Here is a 13,425-nt window from a genome sequence, read left to right on the forward strand (position 1 = left end):
AAGGCCATGTTGATTGCATGGTTCAGGCGCCTGCTGCGCAGGCTTGCCGGTGCAGAGGCACGTCCCGCTTCCAGCCACAAAGCCTTGCACCCACCCCGCGTGGATGAGGCCGACGACAACATCCTCGACCCGAAGGACGTGCCTGCCAGCGGTGCAACAGTACGCATTACCGCGTGGGAAGACCCTCAACTTCCCCAGTATCTCGACCGGGTGGACCTGACGGTGGCCGATTACAGCGATTATCGAGTCATTAGCAGCAATTGGGGCAACAAGGATGTGGTGTTCTACCAGGTTCCGAAAACGTTGTTCGAGGCCGCCCAAGGCGGCGAACTGGAGATCAGCTACACGGTGACCTTCGCGGCGGGTGGCACAGATACCGCAAAAACCATCCTGACAATCCTCGGCGGCTTCGACCGGGCGGCGCAAATCGACCTCACCGGCAGCAACTACGTGTCCATCTCCGGCCTGCCACCCGTGCAGGTACCGGAACGGGCCCGCCTGCGCCGAGAGGCCGACTGGGGTAGCGCGCCGTATCAATACACCAGCAGTGACCCGGACATCGCCCAGGTCGACCGCTACGGCGAAGTCACCGCACTGGCCAACGGCACCTGCCAGATCACCGCCACGGACAACAACCAGCAAGCGCAAACCTACACTCTGACCATCACGGGCATGCGCGTGGTGCACTTCCTCAGCGCATCGACCGACTGGCAGGGCATGCAGGCAGCCTGTGCGGCGGCGGGGCTGGTGCCTGTGCCGTTAGCCGACCTCAAACGGCTGTGGCAAGGCTACTACCCCGATACCGGGCCGGTCGCCGAATATGCCGGCTGGCTCGATTATCCCTTCTGGACGGCAGATGTACTGGGTGCGCAAACCGCGTGGGCATACGACCTCAATGGCGACGATATCAACGCCAATGCCAGTAGCCACGACATCGAAACCCAATTGCAAGCCCTGGGGTTGGCCACCTGACCTCGTACGAGAAAAAGCGCCCATGAAACCGTCTCTGACGCAACGCCTGCTGTGCTTTGCCGGCCTGCTCCTGCTGACCGGATGCGCCTCCCACAGCGGCCCCGCACCCAGCCAGGCGACCAGCCTGTGCCGCCAGGCCGGCGTCTGCGCGGTCAGCGGCCCGGAAACCGCGCAGCTGTTGAACAACCGCTACCGCGCCAGCGCCACCCGCTGCGCCATCGACAAGCCGGCCTGGCAATGCGCCGGCGTGCTGTTGCGCATGCGCGCCGACGGGGCGACCGGGCGTTTCTGGGAACACGACCCGGCGGCAACGGCACGTGGCAGCGAACGCCTGCTGTTCCTGCGCGCCGACCTGGGCAGCGATTTGCTGCCGAGCAACCACGGTGCCGTGGTCGACGACCTGTTCGGCGCGGTCAGCCAGGGCAAACCCTACGAAGCGCTGTGCAGCCACCCGCTGCCCACCGCTGACAACCCGGCACGCCCCGACTACGGCTGCGCACCGCCCAGCAATGCCCCTGCTACCAGGGCCGACCATGGCTCCTGTGCGGTGTTGGGCGTGAACGACGCGGACGGCTGGCTGGCGCACTTCCGCCAGCAGGGCGAGCAGCCTGCCGCCCAATGCGCGTTCAACGCCGACGACATGGCCCAGTTCCGCGCCACGCTGCAGGCCCACGCCCTGCTCGGCAAGCCCGGCGAAAACGCCGTCGAGCTGCTGGTACGCAACTGGGATGCGCAAGCCCCGGCGCGTCTGGCGATCCAGGCACTGGTCTACGACAGCCGCAGCCAGGGTGGGCTGCGTGCCGCGCAGCAGGACCAGCGGGACTGGTTCAACGCCACCGGCCAATGGCTACCGGTGCTGCGCATCGACCCCAGCCAGCCCGCCGACCAGGTGTTCGGCTTCAACCTGCAGGATCAGCTGTACATCGGCTACCAGCTGGCGCAAAAGCTCAACCAGCGCTTCGCCGACACCGCCGCTGCCTGCCACGATGGCAGCGCCGCCTTCAATTGCAATGGCGTGCTGTTTCGCTCCAACCTGGCAACCACCAGGTTTCGGGCGTGGAACCCGAGCCCGCCCTCACACACCAACAACGGGGTGTCGTTCAGCTATGCACGCGCCGACGTCAACATTCGCACGGTGGTCTATTCACGCCCCTATGCGTTCACCTTCCGTGAGCTGGCGGCCCCGATGGCGTATCGCCCGACCTTGCGCTGCGCTTATCCATACGATGCCGGCACCTCAGGCACACCCGATCCCTGCACACACCGGGGCGAATGCGAAAAACTCGGCGTCAACAGTGTTGCTGCCTGGATGGCCAGGTATTCCAGCGCCCCAGGGCAGGGCTGCGCTTTTGCTAATACCGCCAAACAATTCCAGTTGAGCATCGAGGTGCGCGCCCAGTTTCCGAACAGGACCGACTGGAACGAAATCATGATGGCCGCCTGGCCTGACGATATCCCCACGCAGATCCCGCTGGAGTCGGTGTTCTATGTCACTGGCAGCAGCGCCCTGCCCCAGGCGCAGTTCATCCAGCACGATTACTCCACCCGTACCGATCACTTTCCTGCCACTGCTGCGGATGAGCCTGAACGACACCCGCAGCCCTTTCAGCTACGACCCGGCCGAGCAACTTGCCATCGGTGCCCCGGCCGCCACCCATGGCTCCTGCTCCGAGGCAATCGGCTGCCATGATTGAGGAAAAACCATGAACAGAGATGAACTGAACAGCTACTTTCCACCGCTTGCCCGCAAGGCCCTGGCGCCCCTGTTGATCGCCGGCATGGTCACGCCAGTGCGTGATGCGGATGGCGGTATCAATTGCAAACTGTTGACGCAATTCGAACAGGGATTGCTGGTGGCGATCGACCCCTACCTAGGCATGAAGCTCGACGACCGGCTGGAAGTCCTGTGGGACGGTAATAGGCTGGCTGATCACAAGGTACTACTCGAAGAGGTGGATGAGCGAGTATTCCTGTACCTCGATACCGCCCTGATGCAGACTGGCTGGGTGGAAAAGGTGTTTTACCGGCTGACCCGCGTCGGCAGCCCCGCCGAAGATTTCGAAGACTCGCCTCCACTGCGCCTGCGCATCAAGCGTGAACTGCCGGGGGGGCACGATCAGAACCCAGCTTTGCCCGGGCATTCGCAGCTACCGGCCCCCCTTCCGCCTCAAGAGGTCATCGATGGCGGCGTGGACGCCAGGTGGACAGAGCGCGGTGTGCCCCTCGACATCGGTTGGTATGACTACCGCTCGGCCTGGGACATCATACGGCTGTTCTGGGGCGGGAAAGCGCTCGCCCCCCATGAAGTGACCGAGGAGCAGGCTGCCGGGCACGCCCCCATCACCCTCACGGCGGACAAGGAGACCATTCTGGCAGTGGGTGACTCAGTGAAATTGCTGCTCGAATACGACGTCACTGACGAAGTGGGCAACGTTTCTGAAAAACGTTCGCTGCAGACGTATGTACGAGTGGACAGCAGTATCACCAGGCTCACTGCTCCGGTGGTGAAGGAAGCCAGGGATGGCGAGGTCGACCTGGGAATGCTTGGCGACAAGGACGCGACCGTGGAGTTCGAAGCCCGCTCACCAGACTTCAAGTTCGGCGATACCGTTATCGTCAGCTGGGCAACCCAGCAGGATGGCGTGCCCGCCCATGAGACGGAGCAGAAAATCGACAACCTGCCCTACAAGTACGAGGTGTCCATCCCCAACCGGATCGTGCGCGAGGGTGCGAACAAGGACGTGATCGTGTCGTATACCCTGCATCCCGTCAATAACGACCCAATCTTGCCGTCCTGGCCTACGCGCGTCCGCATCGTCGGTGATGCAACGACGAGCAGCGCGCCGGCCACACGGCCATGAAAAAGCCACCCGGCACAGGTTGCCGGGTGGGCTTCGATCAATCAGAAGCTGTAACGCAGCCCCACATTCACCCCATACGGCTGCTCGATATCCTGCCCCTTCATGCCGTCGATCTCGGCATGCACCGAAAACGCCTGGCTGAAGGCCACGGCCACGCCCGCGCCGAATTCGCCGCGCGACCCCGACAGGTCATTGTTGAACAGGTTGTCGTTGACCTGCACCCGGTTGGCTTTGGCGAACTCGTGGGCCACCGCTACCTTGACGTAGGGCTGTACCTGGGTACCGTTGGCCAGCTGCAGGTTACGGCCGACCACGCTGCCAACCTTGCCCAGCAGCGAGCGGGTCTGGTCGCCTTCGGCGCGCATGCCGTTGTTCAGGTCATAGTCCTTGCCTTCGATCACCACTGCCGACAACTGGCCATAAGGCTCGACGAACCAGTTGTCGGCCAGGGTGATGTGCCGGCCGAACTCCACCGAGCCACCCAGGCCGGTGGCGTCATAGTCGCCCTTGGCGCGAGTGGCGTCGCTCATGCTGACCTTGGCCTTGTTATGGAAACGGTTGGCCTTGAGCACGGCATCGAAGTAGTAACCACTGGCCTGATCGAGCCAGGTGGTGTAGAGGCCCGCGTAATAGCTGTCCACCGTACCCGAACTACCGCGGGTCAGGTCCAGGTCGGAGCGGCTGTGGCCGGCCAGCACCCCCACCAGCCATTGGCCGTCCCCCCACGGCAGCGGCGCGTCGGCGCCCAGCGAGAAGCCGCTCTGCACCTGATCGTAACCAACGCCCGACATCCCCGAGACGCTGTATTTGTTGCTGTATGCGCGCGTCCAGGCCCCGGGTTTGGCACCGTTGAAACGCATTTCACCCATGCGGCTGCGCAGCGAGGTCAGCTCGCCATACCACACCGTGGGCGCAGTGTTGAACAAGGCCAGCACCGAGCGCGTGCCGGGGCTGACGGACTTAGACTCCGGGTCCAGGAACCATTCGGTGCCGCCAGTGCCGTCGCTGCGGGAGCCCAGTTTGTAAGAATAGGTACCGACGTCCACCGGTTGGTCGCCCGCCAGGTTGAAGGAGGCATCGCCGGCAGCCGCCTGCACCAGGGTCAAGGCTTGGGGGTCGCGCGGGTCAAGCCCCGAGCCGGCAACCGCCAGCACATGGCTGCCCGTGGCTGTGCCGGTAACATCAAGCACATCATGCTGGTTGCTCGCCCAGTCCACGTCCATCACGAAGGTACCGTTGCCGGACAGGTTGTCGACCGTCAGCGTGTAGAACTGCCCCGCATCGCCGAACCTCACCTTGCCCTGGTCGAATGAAAGGTTTTCCACCTGCTGGTTGTCGATCAGCTTCCACTCCGAGCCCGATTCGATGGCCATGTCCTGCACGCCCTGCAGACGACCGGTGAACAGCGAGCCGTTGCTCAACTGCACACGGGCGTCACGGCCATCGGTCACGCCGATGTCACCTTCCAGGCTGCTGCCATCAAGGGTGACGCTGGACAGGTTGCTGACATTGCCCTTCAAGTGCGAGCTGTTGGCAAGCGCAAGGGTGCCGGTGCTGCTCGCATCAGCCGTGATATCCCCGGTCAGCGAGGCATTGTCGAAGGCAAACTGGCCAGAACTGCCATTGCTCACCGCAAAGTTGCCGGTCAGCCGGCTGGCGCTGACCAGCACATCGGCATTGGCATCGTTATCGACTTCCAGGGCATTGCCATTGCCACCCTCGAGGGTCGAGCCATTGCGCAGTTCGACGCGGGTACGGGTACCTGGGCTGAACTGGCCACTGACCAATAGCGCGGCGCCGCTCTGCCCTTGCACCTGGGTGTTGTCCAGGACCAATGTGCCCAGGTTGCTGCTACCGGGGTTGCCTTGATACTGGATGCCATTGAGGCCGCCGGAAATGCTGCTGTTGCGCGCCGTGACATCGGCGTTGAACGCGCGCAGGCCATAGCTGGCGCTCGACGTCCCGCGCACGCTCACCCCATCAAGCGTCAGCTCACTGCCGTTCGAAACCGTTACACCGCCAGTGCCACCCGTTACAGAGCCTCCCGTCATGCTGACCACCGCGCCGCTCTGGCCTGAGAATCTGGCCAGGGCCATGCCTACCCCGTCATTGCTGATATGCGAATCGCGGATGTCGGCCGTGCCACTGGTGATGCCAAAACCGCTCGCGGCCCCGCTTTCGCCGACAATGGTGCTACCGGTGATCCTGGCATCGGCACCGCTACCGGACAGCTGGATGCTGCCAGTGGTGCTGCCTGCATTGACATTGAGGGTAACGCTTGAGGTGGCGTTGATGGCTTGCGTAGTTGCACCGTTGACGTTCAAGGTAGCGCCAGTGCCAAGGGTCCAGCTTTCCACTGGGTCACCCGGCCCCAGATCGACGGTTTCCCCGGGTGGTACCACGTCTGCCTGAACCATCGGGGCTAGCGCTGTCAGGCTCAGGGCGAATACCGCAGGCCAATTGACAGGCAAATGGGACATACTCATCTCAACCTCCAGGTCGTGTACGAAATTGCCACGAACGGTAGAGATTTCCTCCCTTTTTTTATGTGGGAAAAATCAGCTAATAGGCAGGAGAATCCCTACAAAGCCACTTAGGCCAGCGCTGCCCAAGCGGGCCCTCGAGGCAGCAGGCAGGCCACCGAAGTGGCCTGCCTGCTGCGTTGCATCACGGAGCCGGGTTAATGAAGCAAGCCCCCGACGAGTCCATGGACGTGGCCCAGATGTTTGTGCTTCCCTGTGCAGTCGTGTTTTTCTTGGAATAGGAAGCTACGGCAATGCCCAGCTTACCGACGGGTTCGATATTCTTGGCGTAGTCATTGACCTTGATGGTAAAACCTTCCGCCTCATCGGTCCCACTTAAGGTGTACTCGACCGTGAAGGAGTCCGGCAATGGATCTGTAAGGTCCAGATTCTTGTAGGCCTGGAAGGTGACGGTTACAACGTCTCCATTGCTCAAGTTCCCAGGGTTGGCAGGGAAGAACACGCGCCAGTAATAGTCGGTCGGTGCACCCTCGGGGTCCGGCTTGTACGACTGGCAGTTCAGGATCGGTCGGCCACTGGAAGTGGTACCTGCGTCCGGGAACTCCGGTGCCGCCAGCACCACAGGCAGAGCTTCACTGATGTCCACCTGGGTGATTCTTTTCTCACGGTTGCCGCCAGCGGTCAGACCAATTTCGTAGTAGACGGGCACCACTTCAGCCGACGCGTGAGATGCGACCTTGTCCCACGTGATTTTAAATGGATAGGATTTGTTTTCATCCCCCAGCGGCGGGGAATAGGTATGCACCAGGTTATCAGCCGCCGCCCAGTAAAACCACATGCTCTCACCGGCGCCGATCGGATCATACAGATTCACCTCAATGGAGACCTCCCCATTGACATCCGCAGCCACCAATTTGTTAGGCCTGGCTGGAGTCGGGTCCACATCGGTAGCACCGCGCACTAACAAGGGAGGCAAGTTGGGGTTCTCCGGCTCAGGCCGTTCCGGGTTTTCCGGGCCAGGCACGGAGAGGTCAGTCTGGAAGACCTGGGCATCAGCTGATTCAAATGGTGCGCTGCCGCGCTCTACCCGGTATTTCACCACAGTGTTTTTAGGGCCGATGCCGGGGGTGCTTTCATAGGCCGGTTTGAGCACCTCATTGAACGGAATCTGGACGTAGATCCACTCCCCTGGAGTCGCCCCCACTTTGTGAGGCGAAGGCGTTTCAACACCTCCCCAAGTGACATAAATGTTATCGTTCGCTTGCCAGCCTTCATAACGCGGGACAGCGACCAACAAGAGCGTAGTACGCACATCTTCAAGGTCGATAAGGTTATCGGCCTCGGCCAGCTCGATCCGGGGAGCCTGCATCGGCGTGACCGGTAGCGGCTTGAGTAACAGTGAGGTGGTAAGTTCAGGGCTCGGTTGCCCTTGGTTGGTGACCTTGTCGGAAAGCCGATAGTGTAGGTACAGGTGGCCGTCCTGCAGCTTGCGCAGCAGATCACCGTCGATCGGGATCCTCCTGTCTGCCGGCAGCTCGTCATTGTAAGCCCAGCCAGGAACAGGCCCTTCCGCAGTGGAGAGTTTCACCTGGACGGTGTCGCCCTTCGCTTCCCCTTCGTACGCAGGAATGGTTACCAACACAACGTTGCCATTTGCTTTCAGATACTCATCAGTAATGCCCGCAGCTGCTTCGGCATCGTATTCCGCCGGAGCCGGCGATTGCCCGTCGCGGTTAGGCGCCTCCTTGTCAATAATCATATCGGTCGGATGAGACAGCTCTTCTCCCCCCGCCCAACCGTTAACCCGGTAGCGCAGGTTGTAGGTGCCATGCCGTTCGAAGTATTTCATGTCAAAATCGACATCAACTTGCTCGCCAGGGTTGTGAGGGCCGGGGATTCGTTGTGGGGTATCGGAATTCCAGACCGTCTCGTCTGATCGCTTCCACTCGAAGGTGAATATGTCGAATTCATCGGCTATTGGCGACGCACCAGGCCATAAATCGACTTTGAGTTCCATGTTCACGCCTTGCTGATCCTTGGGTACCAGCCCGGCAAAGTCAGGGTCCCCTTCCCACCAAACCGGCGTAATGGGCTTCGGAAGCGTTGGTTCTGGATCCGCCCGCAGTGTCGAAGGGGCACGCTGTGCCTGCCTGATCTTTTGGGCATATTCAATGCGATTGCGTGCGTCTTGTTTCTTGCTCATGATTTCACTCCTGTCAAAAACGAGCCTGGCCTGCTGGCCGGGTCGCGAATCTACTGCGTTCACTACACCTCGCCGCCCAAGCGGCGAGGCATCATTCAAAGGCGCGCCAAAACCCGCGCAGCAGCCTGCGCCATAACGTTTCGCGTGCCTGGGGCTGCGAGCCCGCAGGGCCGCATAGGCCGCCACCTGGCCAAGTGCGGTCGATCTTCACCAGGCCCGGTCGAGAAAGGCCGGGTAGGCCGGTGTCCTTGATCACCACATAGCGAGCGATCGCCGACCCGGTCACGATCGGCTCGATGTAGGGCGTGTAGGGCTGAACCCTGATATCCAGAAACCCTGCCGACAAGTCGGCCGCTTCGACGCGATCCTCGAAGCGCCCCTTGGTCCCGGCGATAGGACCGACGCCGTTGAAGGACTCAAAGCCTTCCCATAGCAGGATCACCCGGTCGTTTAAATCGAACCCCCTCGCCAGTGGCACGCGCACCCTGATGCCTTCCCATGGTTTTTGCTCACAGAGGTAGTAGCCATTGCGGTCGGCATCGGGGAACGCCACTTCCGGGTAGGTGCCCTGCCCCTGGCCCAGGGCAACGATTGCCGCAGTTTCCAGGGAGTACGGGGCCTCGTTGCCAGCGAGATCACGGATCGTGTAGACGGCATAAAACACCCCGTCCGTGCCAGGCCCAGCGATCTCGGTGGCGAGCAGCTGCACACGAACGTCCTGGGCATCGAGTTCGGCCTGGGTAATGGTCTTGGTCTTGAGTACCCCATTGCTCGGCGGGAGGGTTTGCGTCCAGTACAGCGAAAGCTCATCGCGGTCTTTGGCCCCGGCATACAGAGGCAGCGGCAGCCTCAGTTCGACGATTCCGCCATGGCCATCCAGATAGGCCGGGTCGATCAGCCCATGCTCGAGGTCGACTGGCAACAGCAGGGCTTCGAGAGGTTTACCAGCGCCGGGTGGTTGGCTATCCAGGGTGACGGTGCGAGGGATGCTTTCTACTGGCACGCCTGACCAGCTATCGACCTTGTAGCTCAGTTCAAAGCGACCATCTGCGTCCAGGTAAGCTTTGGGGACCTGGAGTGGGAACTCGACTACACCCGGGTCGACCGGCCCAGTCACGGGAAGGGAATCTACTTCGACGGCAGGCGTGCCCCAGAACAGCCTCAGCGTGTCAGTTTCGCCATCAGGGGGAGATACCGGCCACATGGGCACGATGACATCGAGGCCATTTTCCCAATCCCCTGCACGCAACAGTCCGTCCGGGTCGTCCGGATCGATAACGGCTGGGATGTCAGGGGCGTCCAGAGGAGCGAAATGACTCAAGTCCGCGTCGGGACCGAGCAATGGGATTTCGCGATTTGCCATGCAGGTACTTCCTGAATAGGTTGTCAAGGTGTTGTGCTTGACGCCTATTCAATACGCACGAGTCGAAGCCGCCTACTGGTAGAAATGCTAGGTGCGGGAGATGGAAAAACATTCGAACTTGCCGATGCGGGCCGGTGTATCGGCGGTACTTTCCAGTATCGGCAATCGTACGATTCAGCCGCAGGGGCCACTGTATGAGGAGGGAATGAAACAGAACCGGCCACGCATGGGGCGGCCGGTTAATGAGCGCACTACACCAGGAACTAGCTCAGAGCAGGGTCGATCACCATCACCAGCTTGCCCGACACCTGGTTGCTCTCCAGCTCGGCATACGCCGCCTGGGCAAATTCGACTGGGTAGGTATCGACCAGTTGCGGCGACAGGCGCCCTTCGGCAAACAGCGGCCACACCTGCTGCTGCAACTCGCGCAGCAGCTCTGCCTTGAAGCCGTCGTCGCGGTTGCGCAGCGTGGAGCCGGTGATTTCCAGGCGCTTGCCCAGCACCTGTGCCAGGTCCAGCTCGAACTTGCGCCCGCCCATCAGGCCGATGATCACCCAGCGACCATCGCGCGCCAGCAGCTTGAGGTTGAGCTCACCGTAACTGGCCCCCACCGGGTCGAGAATCACATCGAACGGGCCGATCGCTTCCAGCGCCTCCAGGTTCTCGTTGCGTACCACACCACCGGCAGCCCCCAGCGCCTCGCAATAGGCCAGGCGGTCCTGCGAACCGACGCTGACCCACACCGGGCTACCGAACGCCTTGCACAGCTGGATGGCGGCCGAACCAACGCCGCTGGCACCAGCGTGCACCAACACCTTCTCGCCAGCCTTCACCCGCCCAAGCTGGAAGATGTTCAACCAGGCGGTGGCATAGACCTCCGGCAACGCTGCGGCTTCATACAGGCTCAGGCCCTCGGGCACCGGCAGCACGTGGCGAGCGTCCACCACTACTTCTTCGGCCATGGCGCCGCTGGCCAGCAGCGCGCACACCCGGTCGCCCACCCGCCAGTCGGCGCCTGCCCCCACCTCGCTGACCACCCCGGCGCACTCCAGGCCCATGTAGGGGCTGGCGCCTGGCGGCGGCGGGTAAAGGCCCTTCATCTGCAGCAGATCGGCGCGGTTCAGCCCCGCTGCGGCCACGCGAATGCGCACTTGGCCCGCGTCACAGGCCGGGCGTTCGGCCTCTACCCAGGCCACATGTCCGTCAACGCCTTGCAATGCCTTCACAGTGCCTCCATAGTTGAATCATATGACCGAGCCTGGGAATGCTATGTCCAGGCTTTTTGCAGTATGCGTCCGGTTTTTTGGAACCGGCGAACGGAAAAGACGGCCTACTATGCGTGATCAATTGCCTCCACGTCGAATCAGCATGAAGCATTTCCTCCCAAGCACCGCCCTGGCGCTGATGATCGGCCTGGGTAGCCTCGCGCTCGGCGGCAATGCGGCGGCCGCCAACAAGTGGGACAGCCTGCAGCCAGACCGTGACGAGATCGTCGCCAGCCTCAACGTGGTGGAACTGCTCAAGCGCCACCACTACAGCAAGCCGCCGCTGGACGACGCCCGTTCGGTCATCATCTATGACAGCTACATCAAGCTGCTGGACCCGGCGCGCAGCTACTTCACCGCCGCCGACATCGCTGAATTCGACAAGTGGAAAACGCAATTCGACGATTTCCTCAAGAGCGGCAACCTGGACCCGGGCTTCACCATCTACAAACGCTACCTGGACCGCGTCAAGCAACGCCTGGACTTCGCCCTGGCCGAGCTGGACAAGGGCGTGGACAAGATCGACTTCAGCGCCAGGGAGACCTTGCTGATCGACCGCAAGGACGCCCCATGGCTGAAGGACCAGGCCGCACTCGACGAGCTGTGGCGCAAGCGGGTGAAGGACGAGGTGCTGCGCCAGAAGATCGCCGGCAAGGAACCCAAGCAGATCCAGGAAACCCTGACCAAACGCTACAAGAACCAGCTGGCGCGCCTGGACCAGACCCGTGCCGAAGACATCTTCCAGGCCTATATCAATACCTTCGCCCAGTCCTACGACCCGCACACCAACTACCTGTCGCCTGACAATGCCGAGAACTTCGACATCAACATGAGCCTGTCGCTCGAAGGCATCGGCGCGGTGCTGCAAAGCGACAACGACCAGGTCAAGATCGTGCGCCTGGTACCGGCAGGCCCGGCAGCCAAGACCAAGCAGGTGGCCCCGGCCGACAAGATCATCGGCGTGGCCCAGGGCAACAAGGAAATGGTCGACGTGGTCGGCTGGCGCCTGGACGAAGTGGTCAAGCTGATCCGTGGCCCGAAAGGTTCGGTGGTGCGCCTGGAGATCATTCCGGCCAGCAACGCCCCTAGCGACCAGACCAGCAAGATCGTCTCGATCACCCGCGAGGCGGTGAAGCTTGAAGAGCAGGCGGCGAAGAAGTCGGTGCTCAAGCTCAAGCAGGACGGGCGTGACTACAAGCTGGGCATCATCGAGATTCCGGCTTTCTACCTCGACTTCAAGGCCTACCGCGCAGGTGACCCGGAGTACAAGAGCACCACCCGTGACGTGAAGAAGCTGCTCACCGAACTGCAGAAGGAAAAAGTCGACGGCGTGGTCATCGACCTGCGCAACAACGGCGGCGGCTCGCTGCAGGAAGCCACCGAGCTTACCAGCCTGTTCATCGAGAAAGGCCCGACCGTGCTGGTGCGCAACAGCGACGGCCGCGTCGACGTGCTGGAAGATGAAAACCCCGGCGCCTTCTACAAGGGCCCGCTGGCACTGCTGGTCAACCGCCTGTCGGCCTCGGCGTCCGAGATCTTTGCCGGCGCCATGCAGGACTACCACCGGGCCCTGATCATCGGTGGCCAGACCTTCGGCAAAGGCACCGTGCAAACCATCCAGCCGCTCAACCATGGCGAGCTGAAGCTGACCCTGGCCAAGTTCTACCGGGTTTCCGGGCAGAGCACCCAGCATCAGGGCGTGCTGCCGGACATCGACTACCCGTCGATCATCGATACCAAGGAAATCGGCGAGAGCGCCCTGCCCGAAGCGATGCCGTGGGACACCATCCGCCCAGTGGTCAAGCCAGCGGCCGACCCGTTCAAACCGTTCCTGGCCCAGCTCAAGGCGCAGCATGAAGCGCGCAGCGACAAGGACGCGGAATTCACCTATATTCGCGACCGCCTGGCGCTGACCCAGAAGCTGCTGAACGAGAAAACTGTCAGCCTCAACGAGCAGGAACGCCGCGCGCGCCATGATGAAATCGAGGCCAAGCAGCTGGCACTGGAAAACATCCGCCGCAAAGCCAAGGGTGAAGAGCCGCTGAAAGAGCTGAAAAAAGAGGATGAGGACGCCTTGCCGACCGAGGATGAAAACACCAAGCCGGAAGACGACGCCTACTTGGCGGAGACCGGTCGCATCCTGATCGACTACCTCAGTGCAAGCACCAAGGTGGCCAAGAAGTAAGAAACGACAGCAATGATAGCAAATTAATGTGACCTGTCATCAAACAGTCATCGCGCTGTCGTGAAATAGAGGGGCCGGACGTGCAAGCGTCCG

General features: G+C 61.8%; 8 protein-coding genes. 4 read left to right on the forward strand and 4 right to left on the reverse strand.

Going from position 1 to position 13,425, the window contains the following annotated elements:
- Positions 1-6: 6 nt before the first annotated feature.
- From ACVWZT_RS02360 to ACVWZT_RS02370, 3 genes are read left to right on the forward strand one after another with little or no spacing between them, the layout of a single operon-like run.
- Positions 7-972 (forward strand): Ig-like domain-containing protein, encoded by a 966-nt coding sequence (locus ACVWZT_RS02360; RefSeq protein ID WP_457467981.1) that lies wholly within the window; start codon positions 7-9, stop codon positions 970-972.
- Between the two features lie 22 nt (positions 973-994).
- Complete coding sequence (locus tag ACVWZT_RS02365; protein WP_457467983.1) at positions 995-2,662, forward strand: hypothetical protein; 1,668 nt, start codon at positions 995-997, stop codon at positions 2,660-2,662.
- 13 nt (positions 2,663-2,675) lie between these two features.
- Entirely contained in the window at positions 2,676-3,833 is a 1,158-nt protein-coding gene (locus tag ACVWZT_RS02370) for a hypothetical protein (protein ID WP_457467985.1), read from the forward strand.
- Positions 3,834-3,874: 41 nt separating this feature from the next.
- Here ACVWZT_RS02370 and ACVWZT_RS02375 read toward each other — a convergent pair whose 3' ends face one another.
- The 4 genes from ACVWZT_RS02375 to ACVWZT_RS02390 form a co-directional block, all read right to left on the reverse strand.
- Positions 3,875-6,319 (reverse strand): autotransporter outer membrane beta-barrel domain-containing protein, encoded by a 2,445-nt coding sequence (locus ACVWZT_RS02375; RefSeq protein WP_457467987.1) that lies wholly within the window; start codon positions 6,317-6,319, stop codon positions 3,875-3,877.
- A gap of 181 nt (positions 6,320-6,500) precedes the next feature.
- A complete protein-coding gene (locus ACVWZT_RS02380) occupies positions 6,501-8,519 on the reverse strand; it encodes a hypothetical protein (protein WP_457467989.1) in 2,019 nt (672 codons plus the stop codon).
- 91 nt (positions 8,520-8,610) lie between these two features.
- Positions 8,611-9,882 (reverse strand): hypothetical protein, encoded by a 1,272-nt coding sequence (locus tag ACVWZT_RS02385; protein ID WP_457467991.1) that lies wholly within the window; start codon positions 9,880-9,882, stop codon positions 8,611-8,613.
- A gap of 263 nt (positions 9,883-10,145) precedes the next feature.
- Positions 10,146-11,108: an NAD(P)H-quinone oxidoreductase gene (locus ACVWZT_RS02390; RefSeq protein WP_457467993.1), complete on the reverse strand. Its 963-nt coding sequence runs from the start codon at positions 11,106-11,108 to the stop codon at positions 10,146-10,148.
- Between the two features lie 142 nt (positions 11,109-11,250).
- On the opposite strand from ACVWZT_RS02390, the gene ACVWZT_RS02395 reads away from it, so the two are divergent.
- Positions 11,251-13,332 (forward strand): carboxy terminal-processing peptidase, encoded by a 2,082-nt coding sequence (locus tag ACVWZT_RS02395; protein WP_457467995.1) that lies wholly within the window; start codon positions 11,251-11,253, stop codon positions 13,330-13,332.
- Positions 13,333-13,425: the final 93 nt, after the last annotated feature.

This window comes from Pseudomonas sp. TE21394, assembly GCF_054057835.1.